Raw genomic sequence first — 16209 nt, forward strand, 5'->3', positions numbered from 1 at the left:
TAAAAAGAAGCGTATTGTACTTTCGTGTCTAGGTTTGGGCGCGTTTTTCTTTTGGAAAAATTCCCCAAGCAAAATAATTACGGAGGTGAACACACTAATGAGTGAAGCAATTATTGCTAAAAAAGCGGAACTAGTTGACGTAGTAGCTGAGAAAATGAAAGCTGCTGCATCTATCGTCGTTGTAGACGCTCGTGGTTTGACAGTTGAGCAAGATACAGTTCTTCGTCGTGAGCTTCGTGGAAACGAAGTTGAGTATAAAGTCATTAAAAACTCAATCTTGCGTCGTGCAGCTGAAAAAGCTGGTCTTGAAGATCTTGCATCAGTATTTGTTGGACCATCTGCAGTAGCATTTTCTAACGAAGATGTTATCGCACCAGCGAAAATCTTGAACGACTTTTCTAAAAACGCTGAAGCACTTGAAATCAAAGGTGGTGCAATCGAAGGCGCTGTCGCATCTAAAGAAGAGATTCTTGCACTTGCAACTCTTCCAAACCGCGAAGGACTTCTTTCTATGCTCCTTTCTGTACTTCAAGCGCCAGTGCGCAACGTTGCTCTTGCAGTCAAAGCGGTTGCAGAAAGCAAAGAAGACGCAGCTTAATCTTAAGCTACGCAGCGTAGCCTAGCTACGAAAAATATAATAAATTTAAAAACATATTTGGAGGAAATAACAATGGCATTGAACATTGAAAACATTATTGCTGAAATTAAAGAAGCTTCAATCCTTGAATTGAACGACCTTGTAAAAGCTATCGAAGAAGAATTTGGTGTAACTGCAGCTGCTCCTGTAGCTGTTGCTGCAGCTGGTGCTGCTGACGCTGGTGCTGCTAAAGATTCATTTGACGTTGAATTGACATCTGCAGGCGACAAAAAAGTTGGCGTTATCAAAGTTGTACGTGAAATCACAGGTCTTGGACTTAAAGAAGCTAAAGAACTTGTTGATGGTGCACCAGCACTTGTTAAAGAAGGAGTTGCAACTGCAGAAGCTGAAGAAATCAAAGCTAAATTGGAAGAAGCTGGAGCTTCAGTTACTCTTAAATAATAGAGTAACTACATTAGTAGCTTAAAAACATGATTAAACCGCTATTCTTGGGAGTAGCGGTTTTTCTTTTTGTATAAAAAAGTTGGCGAGTAAGTAATTTTCCAACTATTTAACTCAACCTAAAAATCCCCAATCGTAGTGATTGAGGATTGAGCAAGTAAATCTTAAACAATACCTTGTGCGATCATAGCATTTGCTACATTTTCAAAGGCAGCAATGTTAGCTCCTGCAAGGTAGTCTTTATCAAGACCATATGTTTCTGAAGTTGTTTTAGCTGTGTTGAAGATGTTTGTCATGATATCTTTGAGACGTCCATCAACTTCTTCACGAGTCCATGAGAGGCGAAGACTGTTTTGGCTCATTTCAAGGGCTGAAACGGCTACACCACCGGCATTGGCTGCTTTAGCAGGTCCGTAGAAGATTCCATTTTCTTTGTAAACTTTGATGGCATCAAGGTCGCTTGGCATGTTGGCACCTTCAGATACACAGATCACGCCTTGAGCAACCAAACGTTTAGCTGCTTCACCGTTGATTTCGTTTTGAGTCGCACATGGAAGAGCGATATCATAGTTTCCAGCGTAAGTCCATACAGAACCTTCATGATAAGTAGCAGTTGCTTTCTCAGCTGCATACTCAGTCAAACGAGCACGACGTTTTTCTTTAACATCAACCAAAAGATCGAAGTCGATACCATTTTCATCGATGACATAACCATTTGAGTCAGATACAGAGATAACAGTTGCACCAAGTTCAGTCGCTTTTTGAAGAGCGTATTGAGCTACGTTACCAGAACCTGAAATAACGACTTTCTTACCAGCAAAGCTATTACCGTTAGCTTTAAGCATTTCTTCAGTGTAGTAAACCAAACCATAACCAGTTGCTTCTGGACGAATCAAGCTACCACCAAATCCAAGAGGTTTACCAGTCAAGACACCAGCATCAAATTGGTTAAGGCGTTTGTATTGACCGTAAAGGTAACCAATCTCACGTCCACCAACACCGATATCACCAGCAGGTACGTCAAGTGATGGTCCGATGTGTTTTTGCAATTCAGTCATGAAGCTTTGGCAGAAGCGCATCACTTCAGCATCTGTTTTACCTTTAGGATCGAAGTCTGATCCACCTTTACCTCCACCGATAGGAAGCCCAGTCAAGACATTTTTGAAGATTTGTTCAAATCCGAGGAATTTCAAGATCCCTTGGTTTACAGTTGGGTGGAAACGAAGTCCGCCTTTGTATGGTCCAACAGCTGAGTTGAATTGAACACGGTAACCACGGTTTACTTGAACTTTTCCATCACGGTCAATCCAAGGAACACGGAAAGAAATCACGCGCTCAGGTTCAGTAATACGTGCCAAGATATTTTCTTCGATATACTCAGGGTGTTTTTCAAATACAGGTTCCAAAGTGTTGAAAAATTCTTCAACAGCTTGGAGGAATTCAGCCTCGTGCCCGTTACGAGCTTTTACAGTTTCAAACACGCTTTGGATATATTCTTTAGCAGATGTCATATCGTTCTCCTTTTGTTGTCATATTTTATTACATGAGTCATTATAGCAGAATTTTTTTTAACTGTAAAGAGAAAAACAAAAATTTTCTAAAAATTCTATCAATTTAGTTCCAGATTTTTCTTTAATTCATAAAATACGAACCTTTTTCTTTGAAATATCTTTCTTAAAGAGAAAATCTGAAAATATGGTATAATATTAGCAATAAAAGGAATCTGGAGGATTAGAATCATGGTATCAACGAAAACACAAATTGCTGGTTTTGAGTTTGACAATTGCTTGATGAATGCAGCAGGTGTGGCTTGTATGACGATAGAGGAGTTAGAAGGCGTTAAACACTCAGCGGCAGGAACTTTTGTCACAAAGACAGCGACCTTGGACTTCCGTCAGGGAAATCCTGAGCCACGCTATCAAGATGTCCCACTTGGTTCTATCAACTCTATGGGTTTACCAAATAATGGCTTAGACTATTATTTGGACTATCTTTTGGATTTGCAGGAAAAAGAGCCAAACCGAACTTTCTTCTTATCTCTAGTCGGCATGTCTCCAGAGGAAACTCATACTATTTTGAAAAAAGTCCAAGAGAGTGATTTTCGTGGTCTAACAGAGCTAAATCTCTCCTGTCCAAATGTTCCAGGTAAACCTCAGATTGCCTATGATTTTGAGACAACAGACCGAATTTTGGCAGAAGTATTTGCCTACTTTACAAAACCTCTTGGAATTAAGCTCCCACCATATTTTGATATTGTTCACTTTGACCAAGCGGCAGCTATTTTCAACAAATATCCGCTCAAGTTTGTTAACTGTGTTAACTCTATCGGAAACGGCCTATATATAGAAGATGAGTCTGTCGTTATTCGTCCTAAAAATGGTTTTGGGGGCATTGGTGGCGAGTATATTAAACCAACTGCTCTAGCTAATGTTCATGCCTTTTATCAACGCTTAAATCCTCAAATCCAAATCATCGGAACAGGTGGCGTGTTGACTGGTCGTGATGCCTTTGAACATATCCTCTGTGGAGCCAGTATGGTGCAGGTGGGAACCACCCTTCACAAAGAAGGCGTCGGTGCTTTTGACCGCATTACTAATGAACTGAAAGCAATCATGGCGGAAAAAGGGTACGAAAGCCTAGAAAATTTCCGTGGAAAATTGCGCTATATCGATTAAATGAATTAAAAAGTCAGAAGAAAGGAGAGAAGATGCTAGCCATTGAAGAGAGTCAGAAGTTGACTTTATCAAATTTACCGAGCCTGAGCCTTTTTACAGGGACAGATCAGGGCCAGTTTGAAGTTATGAAGGGTCAAGTGTTGAAACAGATTGGTTATGATTCTGCTGACCTCAACTTTGCCTACTTTGATATGAAAGAAGTAGTTTACAAGGATGTGGAACTGGAGTTAGTCAGTCTTCCTTTCTTTGCGGATGAGAAAATCGTGATATTGGATCATTTTGTCGATATCACGACTGCTAAAAAACGCTTTTTGACAGATGATGAGCTCAAGTCATTTGAGGAATACATTGATAACCCTTCGCCAACAACCAAGTTGATAATCTTTGCAGAAGGAAAGCTGGATAGTAAAAGACGGTTGGTTAAATTACTTAAGCGTGATGCCAAGGTTTTTGATGCAGTAGAAGCCAAAGAACAAGAATTGCGCCAGTATTTCCAAAAGTGGAGCCAGAAACAAGGTCTGCAGTTTGCTAATCATTCTTTTGAAAATCTCCTCATCAAGTCTGGTTTTCAATTTAGCGAAATTCAGAAAAATCTCCTCTTTTTACAGTCCTATAAGGAAGACTCTGTTATCGAGGAAGAGGATATTGTCAACGCAATTCCCAAGACCTTGCAGGACAATATTTTTGATTTAACTCAGTTTATTCTGACTAAAAAGATGGACCAAGCACGCGACTTGGTTAGAGACTTGACCTTGCAAGGTGAAGATGAAATCAAGTTGATTGCAGTTATGTTAGGACAATTTCGAACTTTTACTCAGGTGAAAATTTTGTCGGAGTCTGGGCAAACAGAATCGCAGATTGCAAGTAGTCTAGGAAATTTTCTCGGACGCAATCCTAATCCCTATCAAATCAAATTTGCGCTGAGAGATTCACGAGGACTTTCCTTGAGCTTTTTGAAGCAAGCTATTTCCTATTTGATTGAGACAGACTATCAGATTAAAACAGGCCTTTATGAAAAAGGTTTCCTTTTTGAAAAGGCACTCTTACAGATTGCTAGCCAGGTAAATTAGTCCTATTTCAAAAAATTTTTATCCCGCGTCAGGATTATCTTGTCGTGGGTTTCTTGCTGATTTGCTTATTTTATTCGAAAGTATCTCGGTGATTTCCTTATCTATAAGCAAAAAACTTGAAAAAAGTGAATGTTTGCGTTATCATTTTTATATAGAAAGAAAAAGAGGTATTACAGATGGCTATTATCTTACCAGATCTTCCATATGCATACGATGCTTTGGAACCATACATCGATGCGGAAACAATGCACTTGCACCATGACAAACACCATCAAACTTATGTCAACAATGCCAATGCAGCTCTTGAAAAACACCCTGAAATCGGTGAAGATCTTGAAGCCTTGCTTGCTGATGTAGAATCTATCCCAGCTGATATCCGTCAAGCGCTTATCAACAATGGTGGTGGACACTTGAACCACGCTCTTTTCTGGGAATTGATGACTCCTGAAAAAACAGCTCCATCAGCAGAACTTGCAGCAGCAATCGATGCAACATTTGGTTCATTTGAAGACTTCCAAGCAGCCTTCACTGCAGCAGCAACAACTCGTTTTGGTTCGGGCTGGGCATGGTTGGTTGTTAACAAAGAAGGGAAGCTTGAAGTGACTTCAACAGCAAACCAAGACACACCAATTTCAGAAGGTAAAAAACCAATCTTGGGCTTGGACGTTTGGGAACATGCTTACTACGTGAAATACCGCAACGTGCGTCCTGACTACATCAAAGCTTTCTTCTCAGTAATCAACTGGAACAAAGTAGATGAATTGTACGCAGCTGCTAAATAATGATAGTTGGAGGGAAGAATTGTTCTTCTCTTTTTAAGGTTATATTATTTTGGTCTGACAAAATCGTCAGACTTTTTTCATTTTTATGAGAAACGTGCTAACTGCTGGAAATTATGGTAGAATAAAGTATTAAGTAATCGTGAAAAAAGGATATCTATGCGAAAAGAAATTGCACCTGAATTATACAACTATAACAAGTTTCCTGGTCCTGAGTTCCATTTACATGGGGACAAGGTTGAAACGGAAGGGATAGCTTTTTCCTTGGTGGAAAATATCAAGGATGGCTTTGATGTGACGGTTTTTAATCAGCGTTTTTCAGAAGTCTTAACCAAGTTTGATTATATCGTGGGAGACTGGAGCAACGAACAGCTTCGCCTACGAGGTTTTTACAAGGATGACCGAACAGAAGAAAAACTTGAAAAAATCAGTCGTTTACAAGACTATCTTTTAGAGTATTGTAGTTATGGTTGTGCCTATTTTGTCTTAGAAAATGAAGCCCCTAAGCGAGCATCATTTGACAAGAAAATGCGTAAGAAGGAAGAAGAAACACCTTCTAGAAAAGGAAAGAAATCGGCTCAAACAAAACGAAAACCGAATGCAGATAAGAAAAATAGACGTCGTCAGAAAGACCAGCATTCTCAGAAAGAGGACAAGGGGCAACGTCATTTTGTCATTCGTCAGAAGTGAGTAGAGAATAAGGAGTAGAAATGAAACCGTCAATTTATAGTTTAACACGTCAAACCATGCAGGAATGGGTTTTAGAGCAGGGAGAAAAGAAATTCCGTGCAGATCAAATCTGGGAATGGCTCTATCGTAAACGTGTCCAGTCATTTGAAGAGATGACCAACCTTTCCAAGGATTTGATTGCTAAGCTTAATGACCAGTTTGTGGTCAATCCCTTGAAACAACGTATCGTTCAAGAGTCTGCTGATGGGACAGTTAAATATCTTTTTGAATTGCCAGATGGAATGCTGATTGAGACAGTACTCATGCGTCAACACTATGGTTTGTCAGTCTGTGTGACCACTCAGGTTGGCTGTAATATCGGTTGTACCTTCTGTGCCTCTGGTTTGATTAAGAAGCAACGTGACCTCAATAACGGTGAAATCGTAGCGCAAATCATGCTGGTTCAGAAATACTTTGATGAGCGTGGTCAGGATGAACGTGTCAGCCATATCGTTGTCATGGGTATCGGTGAGCCTTTTGATAACTATAACAATGTCTTGAATTTCGTTCGTACCATTAATGATGATAAGGGAATGGCCATCGGTGCTCGTCATATTACGGTTTCAACTTCAGGTTTGGCCCATAAAATTCGTGATTTTGCTAATGAAGGTGTTCAGGTCAATCTTGCGGTTTCCCTTCACGCACCTAACAATGAATTGCGCTCAAGCATCATGAAGATTAACCGTGCCTTTCCGATTGAAAAACTCTTTGCGGCTATTGAGTACTATATTGAGACAACCAACCGTCGTGTGACCTTTGAATACATCATGCTCAATGAAGTCAATGACGGTGTAGAACAAGCCTTGGAATTGGCTGAATTGCTCAAGAATATCAAGAAATTGTCTTATGTAAACTTGATTCCTTATAACCCAGTTAGTGAGCATGACCAATATAGCCGTAGTCCTAAAGAGCGCGTCCTGGCCTTCTATGATACGCTTAAGAAAAAAGGTGTTAACTGTGTGGTTCGTCAAGAGCATGGTACAGATATTGATGCAGCTTGTGGACAATTGCGTTCTAATACAATGAAACGTGACCGCCAGAAAGCAGTCGCAGCAGTCAATCCTTAATGATGAAGAAGACTTATAATCATGTTTTGGTCTGGGGAGTCATTTTCTATAGTATTTGTATCGTTTACTTTTGCTTTACTCCTCAAGAACATTCTCCTGTGGGAGTGGAAACTCCAGGTATTCAGCATCTTGGACGCCTGGTTTTTCTTTTGACTCCTTTCAATTCTCTCTGGAAACTGGGTGAAGTGAGTGATATGGGACAATTATGTTGGATTTTTTTACAAAATATCCTCAATGTCTTTTTGCTCTTCCCTCTGATCTTTCAACTTATCTATCTCTTCCCAAATTTAAGGAAAATAAAAAGAGTGCTACTTTTCAGTTTTCTAGTGAGTCTTGGAATTGAGTGTACGCAGTTAGTCTTGGACTTTTTCTTTGATTTTAATCGCGTCTTTGAGATTGATGATTTGTGGACCAATACCTTGGGTGGCTATATCGCTTGGCTACTTTATAAACGATTACATAATACTCAATGAAAATCAAAGAGCAAACTAGGAAGCTAGCCGCAGGCTGTACTTGAGTACGGCAAGGTGAAGCTGACGTGGTTTGAATTTGATTTTCGAAGAGTATAAAAACAAGATAAGGAATTAAAATGAGTATTTTAGAAGTTAAAAATCTGAGTCACGGTTTTGGTGACCGTGCAATTTTTGAAGATGTGTCCTTCCGTCTCCTCAAGGGAGAACATATCGGTCTAGTCGGTGCCAATGGTGAAGGGAAATCAACCTTTATGAGCATTGTGACTGGTAAGATGTTGCCAGACGAAGGAAAGGTTGAGTGGTCCAAATATGTGACGGCAGGCTACTTAGACCAGCACTCCGTTCTTGCTGAAGGCCAATCTGTTCGTGATGTTCTCCGTACAGCCTTTGATGATCTTTTCAAAGCGGAAGTCCGTATCAATGACCTCTATATGGAAATGGCTGAAGACGGAGCGGATGTTGATGCTCTCATGGAAGAAGTGGGAGAACTCCAAGACCGTTTGGAGAGTCGTGATTTCTATACCTTGGATGCCAAGATTGACGAAGTGGCGCGTGCCCTTGGTGTCATGGACTTTGGCATGGATACGGATGTAACCTCTTTGTCAGGTGGACAAAGAACCAAGGTTCTTTTGGCTAAACTCCTCCTTGAAAAGCCCGATATCTTGCTTCTGGACGAGCCGACCAACTACTTGGATGCTGAGCATATTGATTGGCTCAAGCGCTATCTCCAAAACTATGAGAATGCCTTTGTTCTTATTTCACACGACATTCCATTCCTGAACGATGTGATCAATATTGTCTACCATGTGGAAAATCAACAGCTGACGCGTTACTCTGGTGACTACTACCAGTTCCAAGAAGTCTATGCTATGAAGAAATCTCAGCTAGAGGCTGCCTACGAACGTCAGCAGAAAGAGATTGCGGACCTCAAGGACTTCGTGGCTCGAAACAAAGCGCGTGTTGCAACACGAAACATGGCCATGTCTCGTCAAAAGAAATTGGATAAGATGGATATTATCGAGCTGCAAAGTGAGAAACCAAAACCATCCTTTGATTTCAAATCAGCTCGTACACCCGGGCGCTTTATCTTCCAAGCCAAGGATTTGCAGATTGGTTATGACCGTCCTCTTACTAAGCCTTTAAATCTTACCTTTGAACGCAATCAAAAGGTTGCTATTATCGGGGCAAATGGTATCGGGAAAACAACTCTCTTGAAGAGTCTTTTGGGAATTATCCCGCCAATCGCTGGGGAAGTGGAACGCGGTGACTACCTAGAACTCGGTTATTTTGAACAGGAAGTAGAAGGCGGTAATCGCCAAACACCACTAGAGGCTGTTTGGAATGCCTTTCCAGCTCTCAACCAAGCTGAAGTTCGTGCAGCTCTTGCTCGTTGTGGTTTGACAACCAAGCATATTGAAAGTCAAATTCAGGTCTTGTCAGGCGGGGAACAAGCCAAGGTTCGTTTCTGTCTCTTGATGAATCGTGAAAACAACGTTCTAGTGCTGGACGAGCCGACCAACCACTTGGATGTGGATGCCAAGGATGAACTCAAACGTGCTCTCAAAGAATACAAGGGATCGATTCTTATGGTCTGTCACGAGCCAGATTTTTATGAAGGCTGGATGGACCAAATCTGGGATTTTAATAATTTAACTTAAGAATGAGAGTAAAAGAAATACAGTACCGAATGTGGGTACTGTATTTTTTAGGTTTTTAAGATTTAATACTCTTCGAAAATCTCTTCAAACCGCGTCAACGTCGCCTTGCCGTACTCAAGTACAGCCTGCGGCTAGTTTCCTAGTTTGCTCTTTGATTTTCATTGAGTATAAAATCGTAGTCTTTTACCACTTCGATGCTGTCGATTGTGATAGCAGTAGTTGGCTTGTCTTTCTCATCTTTTTCGGCTTTGGCAATCTTATCCACAACATCCATACCGTCAATCACTTGACCAAAGACTGGGTGTTTGCCATCTAGACTAGGGTTTCCCCCTTCTTTATAGACTTCGATGATTTTCTTTGGATACTTGCTTGTAGGGAGTTTAGCAGAGGTATCTGTAGAGTTTTGGTTGATGAAGAACTGGCTACCATTGGTGTTTGGTTGACCAGTATTAGCCATAGAAAGAGCACCACGGATGTTATAGAGATAAGGAGTAATCTCGTTTTTGAAACCAGTTCCCTTGTCTTTAGTCTTATCCTTGTCATGCCAGATGGACTGACCACCTGTACCGTCCCCTTTGGGATCTCCAGTTTGGACCATAAAGCCATCGATGACACGGTGGAAGGTAATACCGTTATAGTAGCCTTCTTTGGCATGAGTGAGGAAGTTTTCAACCGCTAGAGGAGCCAGTTTAGGGAAGAGTTTAATGCGGATATCTCCTTGACTTGTGTGGAGAATCACTTCAGCCTCGTCTTCAGCAACTTCCTTAGATAGTTGCGGGAAATTGGCGTTTTCGTTTGTTAAAGCATCGTTTAACTCCTTGGCAGATTGGGCAGCTACTTTGGAGCTTTCCTCAGCGGCCAAGCTAGAATCTACATAGTCATCACCACGCAAACTACGTTGGATGTTGCTACATCCAGCTAGAGCTACAGTGGACAGTAAAAGAAGGGTTGCTAGTTTTTTCATTCTGTTCCTCTCAAAAATTCATTTCTACCATTGTACCCTAAAAAGAAGGGGATTTCAAATGTTAGTGACAAGGTAGTTTAAGAGGAAGCCAACCAGAAAGTAGCTTGTTTAGAGGCATCAATGCCATAAGTGTACTCAAAGTATTTAGGAAACCAGATCTTAAGAAAGCTCGTAAAGCATCACAATTAGTAAAGGTTAATTCGAAAGAATTACTATATTTTAAAAGAGCACATTTTCAAAGGATTTTTTCTTTTGGCTTCAATTCCTAATGAATCAATGAACTTAATACTAGGTCTCGAAAAGAATTATGCTTCCTCTTGCTGTCTGAGTTCAAAGAGGTCTTCTACTTTCAGATTAAAAACTTGAGCAATTTTAAGAGCCATTTCTAGCGAAGGGTTGTAACGATTATTTTCCAAGTGCAGAATTGTCTCGCGTCGCATGCCGATGCGGTCGGCTAACTCCTGCTGGGTCATGCCTGTGGACTCACGAACAGATTTGAGATTAGTAATAATCTTGCTTTCTTTGGCCATGCTTATCCCCTACGTTCCAAGATAAGATAGACAACCGCAAAGATGCAAATCAAGGCAGCTATGCTAATAAATATCTGGCCCATGTAAAGAGTGAGAGACCCCATATACCCAATGATAACTGCTAGTATCATCAGTGCGCCTAGTATAAAAACAAACATCAAGCTAGCTGCCTTGGCTAAATTAGCATAAAAGCGTTCGTCCGGAGTTTCCTTGACATTTTTCAAGGAGAAAAAAACAAATACAATCACTTCAATAACGAGGCCAATTCCCAAAATCCATTCTTTAATACCAGAACTTTCGCTTGGGTTCGCAACCCAAATTCCTACTGTATAAAAAATGCTTGCTGCAAACACAAGTATCGCGTAAAGCTTAGCAGACAAGTCAAAAATAATCTTTTCCTTACCTTTCTGACTCTTATGAGGCCGTGGTTTCCTATGTAGCCAGCCCCAAATAGCTACAATTTGACCTAACACTGAAATACCAGTAATAACTAACTTGGGTTCCCAACTAAGATTAGAACCAAATAAAACAGTAAAATCAATAAAGAGAGCTACGGCAATCACTGCAATGAGGCCACGCATTTTTTGACTTTTTTTCATGATAGACACCTTTTTTATGTTATAAATATATAACACTTGAATTTTATGTTATAAATATATCACATTTAAATTTGGAAAGCAAGAATTTATGTGCCAAGGTGGCAATTATTTGAAAAAATTTTTTAATAAAAGCCCTCGCTAGTCAAACAACTAAAGAAATCTTTGAAGCAATGCATCGGATTTGGTTTGGATAGTTTTGTTAATAATATTTGATGATAAAGAATTTTTGGAAAATCTAGATACTGTATGAATCTCTACTTTTTTCTTAGATTGTTATAAAGTCTGTCAGAATAAGCTTTGTAGGTGTAGAAGTTAATTTTTACAGAACTAAATTATTCCCCTATTTAGAATCTATTAATTCATATTTTATAAATTAATTAGTAGATATCGTTCTTAAAATCCTTGATATTTCGCTTGGGAACGGGCTTAGGATTTAGGAACCAAGTATCCAAATCTCGTTCAGGAGAGATGAAGGGTTTGAGTTGATGGTCTTTATAAAATGTTTCTAATACTCTTCGAAAATCAAATTCAAACTACGTCAGCTTTGCCTTGCCGTAGATATATGTAACTGACTTCGTCAGTCTTATCTACAACCTCAAAGCAGTGCTTTGAGCAACCTGCGGCTAGCTTCCTAGTTTGCTCTTTGATTTTCATTGAGTATAAAATAGTATTCACGGATAGCCTCTTTCAAACATTTATTTCCTACTTCTAACAAATTTCTAAATGGTTTAAAAATTTTATAGTCTGTCAAGTTTTTTTCTTGACACCTGCCAGAAATCTGCTATAATAGAACATGTGCTAAATAGCTCAGCTATTTCACCGAAATAAAAAATAAGAAAAGAGACTTTAAAAATGGCAGTTAAAATCCGTTTGACTCGTATGGGTTCTAAGAAAAAACCTTTCTACCGTATTAACGTAGCAGACTCACGTTCACCACGTGACGGACGTTTCATCGAAACAGTTGGAACTTACAACCCACTTGTTGCTGAAAACCAAGTAACTTTGAAAGAAGACCGCGTTCTTGCATGGTTGGCTGATGGAGCTCAACCTTCAGATACAGTACGTAACATCCTTTCAAAAGAAGGCGTATTGAAGAAATTCCACGATTCTAAATTCTCAAAATAAGTTTAAAGTAGGTTGACAGATGGATACGATTGAAAATCTCATTATTGCGATTGTGAAACCCTTGATTTCACAACCAGATGCCTTAACTATCAAGATTGAAGATACACCAGAATTTTTGGAATATCATTTGGATCTTGATCAAAGTGATGTGGGTCGTGTAATCGGTCGTAAGGGTCGCACTATTTCTGCGATAAGAACGATTGTCTACTCTGTCCCAACTGAAGACAAAAAAGTAAGAATCGTTATTGACGAAAAATAAGAAGGGTGGGACGAATGTCTCGCTTTTTTTGTGTGGAGAAGTGTAAAATAGCCTCATCAGGATTTGGAAGGCTTTTTGAAGGGGGACCTCTAAGACGATAAGAAATCAATTTTTTACTAATAAAGAGGGTATTAGTAAATATAAGAAAGATAAAGCAAGGAAAATGGTGGATTATGCTATCAAAGTAAGGAATTTCCAAGAGGTAGACAAGCTAGAACTTGTGAGACAAGAACGAGAAAGGCAGATTAGACTCGTAGAGTCTTTTTTAGTCAATGAACTAGATAAACTGTGATAGAAGGCATAAAATACTAATTCTAGAAATAGCATCTAGGATTCTACTATGCTACAATAGAAAGATAGTCTCAAAGAATTCTAGTTGATCTATCTTGAGAATAACTATTTTTAAAAGGAGTAACAGTCTATGAACGAGAAAACAAAAGCTTACCTAGCAGCCTTATCCTTTTCAGCCATCATTGGATTTTCTTTTTTATTTACTAAGATTGCTTTAGGCTATGCCAGTCCTCTCACAAACTTAGCGCATCGCTATACAATCGCAGCTTTAGTAATGGTCGTTCTTCATCAAACCAAACTTATCAAAGTGAGTTTAAGTGGAAAAGATATTCTTTCTATTCTTCCTATGAGTCTTTTCTATCCTCTTCTCTTTTTTATTTTTCAATCCTTTGCTTTACAGTATATATCGTCTTCTGAAGCTGGAATTTTACAGGCTCTTGTCCCGATTTTTACGCTCCTTTTAGCATCGGCCTTTCTCAAGGAAAAGACAAGCTTGCTTCAAAAGTTCTTTTTATTTTTATCCGTAGCAGGAGTAGTTTTCATCTTCCTTAGTAAAGGAGCTAATTTTGGTACTGAGACTGCTAGCTTTGGCTTTCTCTTGATGTTGGGATCTGTTCTCGCCAATGCAATAAACAATATCCTCAGCAAGTCCAAAGGAGGTCGCTATCGGGCCATGGATATGACAGCTGTTGTGATATTTGTTGGCTTCGTCACCTTTAATACGCTGAGTCTGACCTCGCACTATCTAGAGGGGAACATATTAGCTTACTTTGAGCCACTTGGACAGGTATCTTATCTGCTTTCAATTCTCTATTTGGGAATTTTAGCCTCTATCGTTACTGGTAGTCTCTCTATATATGCTATTGTTCGACTTGGAGCATCAACCGTCAGTGTCTTTGGAAATCTTGGAACAGTTTTGACCATTCTAGCTGGAGCTCTTATCCTCCACGAACCAATTTATAGCTACCATGTAATCGGAGCAACTTTGATTATTGCTGGAATTTTAGGCATGAATCTGATGAGAAAAAAGTAAAGATTGCTGAGCAGTCTTTTTCTTAATCTAAATGATACAGAAAATTCAAAAATTTTAATGTAATTAAGTTTAGAAAATGATGATTTTAATATGGCATGATAAAATAGATAAAAAGAATAATACTAGGATAAAGAAGAGAGAGTTTAGAAATGAAGCAAAATGATATAGCTGAAGCTATTGCTTTTTATAACAGAAAACCTGAGACTTTAGTACGTCACATTATACCAGTCTTAGATTGTGACTTGGCTGTTTATCATCGCCCTGGAAGCTCAAGTAAAGGACACATTATTTTTTATCATGGAGCTTGCGGCCGTAGTCAGATGTGGGCCCACCAGTATGATGCTTTTGAAGGATTTGACCTCTACTTTGTCAATGTTAGAGGACAGGGTGAATCACCTATGAAAGTTGGTTTACCTGACTTAGAAGGTGCTGTTCAAGATGTAGATTCTATTTTGTCCTATTTTCAGCTAGAAGAGGTGATATTGGTTGGTCATTCTTGGGGAGGGAATCCACTTCAAGAGTACACCTATCGCCATCCAGAAAGAGTTCTAGCCTTGGTCATGGTAGATAGTTGGGGACAGCATCGTTACCTATCAGATAAAGAGAGAAATCGCATAAAATATAGTTCCCTTATGTACAAAACGATTCCTTGGAAGTTGATTGCAGATAAGAACTCAAAAATGTGTACAGATAATCCTATCACAAGAGAATTAGTCAAGAAGGCCATTATAGAAACTGGGAGAGATGTTTTTTTGAACCTTGGAATCACAGGTTTTTTGGCTGTCCATGAGATAGAGGGTTATCATGGAAATCCTCCTATGCTATTAGTAAGAGGCGAAAATGATTTTCCAAAACACCTAAAAATGATCTACGATGGGATCATGGCCTTAAATCCTAATGCACGTCAAGTAACGATTTCAGACAGTAAACACCAACCGATGAATGATCATCCTCAAGAGTTTAATCAGATAATTGGTGAATTCTTTGAAGAAGTAGTAGCTCTGTAAGATGAGATTTATCCAACTTGAGAAAATCACTGGAACGTGTTAAAATAAAGGATAAGGATTTTTAATAATTCATTATATAGAATGAGTGTATTTCTTTATGAAGAGGATTGAAGTATCTACAGAAATTGGTAGTCTCTCTGTTACTTATCAAAAGCAAAAGAAAGTGCTAGTCTGTTTAAGTGGAGCAGGTTTGCTACCAAGTTATGAAAATTTTTCACTTATACTTGAAAAACTTCCTCCTACAATTGGTTATTTGACAATTGATTTTCCGAACACAGGTAGGAGTCCGATTCATGACCAAACTGGAAAAAATCTAGATAATCTTGCAGATGCGGTTTATGAAGTACTTGAAGAATTAAGGATTTCTGAATATATACTTTGTGCACATAGTTTGAGTGGAATTTTAGCTTGTAAATTGCTCAACAAACCAATTAAGTGTCAGGCTTTACTAGCAATTGAACCGACAACTAAAAACGTCATGTTTGCTGATTTTTCAGAAAATCCTTATCCAGAAATGGAAGAGCAGATGAGGCTGATTGACGAGTGTGGTCCTGAACTTTATTTTAAGAACTTAACTCAAGCAACATTTAACCCTGAAATTAATAAAGAAATCTGGGAATTAATGCAAGAAAAAGGCTCAGAGTTGGAAAATCAAGATCCAGAATTTCAGATATCTGGAGAGATTACTGAGGAAGATTTTGAGAATTTGTCGATAGAAGCTTATGCCCCTGTATTTATTTTTTGTCAGCCTTATAGAGAAAAAGAGTACAGAGAATCAGAATATTGGACTTCCAATACTAAACTCATTTTAGGAGGGAATCACCATTATTTACAGTGGTCTGAATCCGAAAAAATTGCGACTATTATTCGAGAATTGTCAGAATAAGATGGAAAGAAATAGACTACAGGAG

19 protein-coding genes and 1 other annotated feature (1 of these 20 running past the window's edge) are annotated in these 16209 nt (G+C 39.1%); of the genes, 14 read left to right on the forward strand and 5 right to left on the reverse strand.

The window, feature by feature from the left end:
- Window positions 1-59 (forward strand) — a sequence feature (ribosomal protein L10 leader region); it begins 77 nt to the left of the window's first position.
- Window positions 60-97: 38 nt separating this feature from the next.
- Together rplJ and rplL are read left to right on the forward strand one after the other, a co-directional pair.
- Entirely contained in the window at window positions 98-598 is a 501-nt protein-coding gene (gene rplJ, locus RWO85_RS01245; RefSeq protein WP_153195556.1) for a 50S ribosomal protein L10, read from the forward strand.
- Between the two features lie 72 nt (window positions 599-670).
- A complete protein-coding gene (rplL, locus tag RWO85_RS01250) occupies window positions 671-1039 on the forward strand; it encodes a 50S ribosomal protein L7/L12 (RefSeq protein WP_001196965.1) in 369 nt (122 codons plus the stop codon).
- 164 nt (window positions 1040-1203) lie between these two features.
- Here the strand turns inward: rplL and gdhA are convergent, their stop codons facing one another.
- Window positions 1204-2550, reverse strand: coding sequence for an NADP-specific glutamate dehydrogenase (gdhA, locus tag RWO85_RS01255; RefSeq protein ID WP_083978015.1), 1347 nt, complete (start codon window positions 2548-2550; stop codon window positions 1204-1206).
- A 228-nt stretch (window positions 2551-2778) separates the two neighbouring features.
- Here gdhA and RWO85_RS01260 point away from each other — a divergent pair, with 228 nt between their 5' ends.
- The 7 genes from RWO85_RS01260 (at window position 2779) to RWO85_RS01290 (ending at window position 9490) form a co-directional block, all read left to right on the forward strand.
- Complete coding sequence (locus RWO85_RS01260) at window positions 2779-3714, forward strand: dihydroorotate oxidase (protein ID WP_314413474.1); 936 nt, start codon at window positions 2779-2781, stop codon at window positions 3712-3714.
- A 32-nt stretch (window positions 3715-3746) separates the two neighbouring features.
- Complete coding sequence (gene holA, locus RWO85_RS01265; RefSeq protein WP_314413477.1) at window positions 3747-4784, forward strand: DNA polymerase III subunit delta; 1038 nt, start codon at window positions 3747-3749, stop codon at window positions 4782-4784.
- Between the two features lie 176 nt (window positions 4785-4960).
- A complete protein-coding gene (gene sodA / locus RWO85_RS01270) occupies window positions 4961-5566 on the forward strand; it encodes a superoxide dismutase SodA (protein WP_020903212.1) in 606 nt (201 codons plus the stop codon).
- 156 nt (window positions 5567-5722) lie between these two features.
- On the forward strand, window positions 5723-6253 hold the full coding sequence (locus RWO85_RS01275) for a YutD family protein (RefSeq protein WP_314413479.1): 531 nt from the start codon (window positions 5723-5725) through the stop codon (window positions 6251-6253).
- A gap of 20 nt (window positions 6254-6273) precedes the next feature.
- A complete protein-coding gene (gene rlmN / locus RWO85_RS01280; protein WP_000804760.1) occupies window positions 6274-7359 on the forward strand; it encodes a 23S rRNA (adenine(2503)-C(2))-methyltransferase RlmN in 1086 nt (361 codons plus the stop codon).
- Window positions 7359-7832 carry a VanZ family protein gene (locus RWO85_RS01285; RefSeq protein ID WP_314413481.1) on the forward strand — a complete coding sequence of 158 codons (474 nt, stop codon included), beginning with the start codon at window positions 7359-7361 and terminating at the stop codon, window positions 7830-7832. Before rlmN ends, RWO85_RS01285 begins: the two co-directional genes overlap by 1 nt.
- Window positions 7833-7948: 116 nt before the next feature.
- Window positions 7949-9490: an ABC-F family ATP-binding cassette domain-containing protein gene (locus RWO85_RS01290; protein WP_314413483.1), complete on the forward strand. Its 1542-nt coding sequence runs from the start codon at window positions 7949-7951 to the stop codon at window positions 9488-9490.
- 139 nt (window positions 9491-9629) lie between these two features.
- On the opposite strand, the gene RWO85_RS01295 is transcribed toward RWO85_RS01290, so the two are convergent.
- The 4 genes from RWO85_RS01295 to RWO85_RS01310 all read right to left on the reverse strand — a co-directional run bounded on the left by RWO85_RS01295 (window position 9630) and on the right by RWO85_RS01310 (window position 12237).
- Entirely contained in the window at window positions 9630-10454 is an 825-nt protein-coding gene (locus RWO85_RS01295; protein WP_314413484.1) for a peptidylprolyl isomerase, read from the reverse strand.
- Between the two features lie 305 nt (window positions 10455-10759).
- Window positions 10760-10984 (reverse strand): helix-turn-helix transcriptional regulator, encoded by a 225-nt coding sequence (locus RWO85_RS01300; RefSeq protein WP_001041101.1) that lies wholly within the window; start codon window positions 10982-10984, stop codon window positions 10760-10762.
- A gap of 2 nt (window positions 10985-10986) precedes the next feature.
- Window positions 10987-11583, reverse strand: coding sequence for a DUF3796 domain-containing protein (locus RWO85_RS01305; protein WP_314413486.1), 597 nt, complete (start codon window positions 11581-11583; stop codon window positions 10987-10989).
- A 528-nt stretch (window positions 11584-12111) separates the two neighbouring features.
- Window positions 12112-12237 carry a hypothetical protein gene (locus RWO85_RS01310; RefSeq protein ID WP_000693059.1) on the reverse strand — a complete coding sequence of 42 codons (126 nt, stop codon included), beginning with the start codon at window positions 12235-12237 and terminating at the stop codon, window positions 12112-12114.
- Window positions 12238-12435: 198 nt separating this feature from the next.
- Here RWO85_RS01310 and rpsP point away from each other — a divergent pair, with 198 nt between their 5' ends.
- The 5 genes from rpsP to RWO85_RS01335 all read left to right on the forward strand — a co-directional run bounded on the left by rpsP (window position 12436) and on the right by RWO85_RS01335 (window position 16184).
- Window positions 12436-12708 (forward strand): 30S ribosomal protein S16, encoded by a 273-nt coding sequence (gene rpsP / locus RWO85_RS01315; protein ID WP_000268760.1) that lies wholly within the window; start codon window positions 12436-12438, stop codon window positions 12706-12708.
- 19 nt (window positions 12709-12727) lie between these two features.
- Window positions 12728-12967: an RNA-binding protein KphA gene (gene kphA, locus RWO85_RS01320; RefSeq protein WP_000379617.1), complete on the forward strand. Its 240-nt coding sequence runs from the start codon at window positions 12728-12730 to the stop codon at window positions 12965-12967.
- A gap of 421 nt (window positions 12968-13388) precedes the next feature.
- Window positions 13389-14291, forward strand: coding sequence for a DMT family transporter (locus RWO85_RS01325; RefSeq protein WP_314413488.1), 903 nt, complete (start codon window positions 13389-13391; stop codon window positions 14289-14291).
- A 149-nt stretch (window positions 14292-14440) separates the two neighbouring features.
- A complete protein-coding gene (locus tag RWO85_RS01330; RefSeq protein ID WP_314413489.1) occupies window positions 14441-15298 on the forward strand; it encodes an alpha/beta hydrolase in 858 nt (285 codons plus the stop codon).
- Window positions 15299-15395: 97 nt separating this feature from the next.
- Window positions 15396-16184 carry an alpha/beta hydrolase gene (locus RWO85_RS01335; protein ID WP_314413490.1) on the forward strand — a complete coding sequence of 263 codons (789 nt, stop codon included), beginning with the start codon at window positions 15396-15398 and terminating at the stop codon, window positions 16182-16184.
- The last annotated feature ends 25 nt before the right edge of the window (window positions 16185-16209 follow it).

The organism is uncultured Streptococcus sp., from assembly GCF_963521865.1.
In the GTDB taxonomy this organism is placed as follows: domain Bacteria; phylum Bacillota; class Bacilli; order Lactobacillales; family Streptococcaceae; genus Streptococcus.

What these genes read in the sequence shown, in the direction of transcription:
- rplJ (WP_153195556.1), top strand. Translation starts at nt 98, where the DNA reads ATGAGTGAAGCAATTATTGCTAAAAAAGCGGAACTAGTTGACGTAGTA.
- rplL (WP_001196965.1), top strand. Translation starts at nt 671, where the DNA reads ATGGCATTGAACATTGAAAACATTATTGCTGAAATTAAAGAAGCTTCA.
- gdhA (WP_083978015.1), bottom strand. Translation starts at nt 2,550, where the DNA reads ATGACATCTGCTAAAGAATATATCCAAAGCGTGTTTGAAACTGTAAAA.
- RWO85_RS01260 (WP_314413474.1), top strand. Translation starts at nt 2,779, where the DNA reads ATGGTATCAACGAAAACACAAATTGCTGGTTTTGAGTTTGACAATTGC.
- holA (WP_314413477.1), top strand. Translation starts at nt 3,747, where the DNA reads ATGCTAGCCATTGAAGAGAGTCAGAAGTTGACTTTATCAAATTTACCG.
- sodA (WP_020903212.1), top strand. Translation starts at nt 4,961, where the DNA reads ATGGCTATTATCTTACCAGATCTTCCATATGCATACGATGCTTTGGAA.
- RWO85_RS01275 (WP_314413479.1), top strand. Translation starts at nt 5,723, where the DNA reads ATGCGAAAAGAAATTGCACCTGAATTATACAACTATAACAAGTTTCCT.
- rlmN (WP_000804760.1), top strand. Translation starts at nt 6,274, where the DNA reads ATGAAACCGTCAATTTATAGTTTAACACGTCAAACCATGCAGGAATGG.
- RWO85_RS01285 (WP_314413481.1), top strand. Translation starts at nt 7,359, where the DNA reads ATGATGAAGAAGACTTATAATCATGTTTTGGTCTGGGGAGTCATTTTC.
- RWO85_RS01290 (WP_314413483.1), top strand. Translation starts at nt 7,949, where the DNA reads ATGAGTATTTTAGAAGTTAAAAATCTGAGTCACGGTTTTGGTGACCGT.
- RWO85_RS01295 (WP_314413484.1), bottom strand. Translation starts at nt 10,454, where the DNA reads ATGAAAAAACTAGCAACCCTTCTTTTACTGTCCACTGTAGCTCTAGCT.
- RWO85_RS01300 (WP_001041101.1), bottom strand. Translation starts at nt 10,984, where the DNA reads ATGGCCAAAGAAAGCAAGATTATTACTAATCTCAAATCTGTTCGTGAG.
- RWO85_RS01305 (WP_314413486.1), bottom strand. Translation starts at nt 11,583, where the DNA reads ATGAAAAAAAGTCAAAAAATGCGTGGCCTCATTGCAGTGATTGCCGTA.
- RWO85_RS01310 (WP_000693059.1), bottom strand. Translation starts at nt 12,237, where the DNA reads ATGAAAATCAAAGAGCAAACTAGGAAGCTAGCCGCAGGTTGCTCAAAG.
- rpsP (WP_000268760.1), top strand. Translation starts at nt 12,436, where the DNA reads ATGGCAGTTAAAATCCGTTTGACTCGTATGGGTTCTAAGAAAAAACCT.
- kphA (WP_000379617.1), top strand. Translation starts at nt 12,728, where the DNA reads ATGGATACGATTGAAAATCTCATTATTGCGATTGTGAAACCCTTGATT.
- RWO85_RS01325 (WP_314413488.1), top strand. Translation starts at nt 13,389, where the DNA reads ATGAACGAGAAAACAAAAGCTTACCTAGCAGCCTTATCCTTTTCAGCC.
- RWO85_RS01330 (WP_314413489.1), top strand. Translation starts at nt 14,441, where the DNA reads ATGAAGCAAAATGATATAGCTGAAGCTATTGCTTTTTATAACAGAAAA.
- RWO85_RS01335 (WP_314413490.1), top strand. Translation starts at nt 15,396, where the DNA reads ATGAAGAGGATTGAAGTATCTACAGAAATTGGTAGTCTCTCTGTTACT.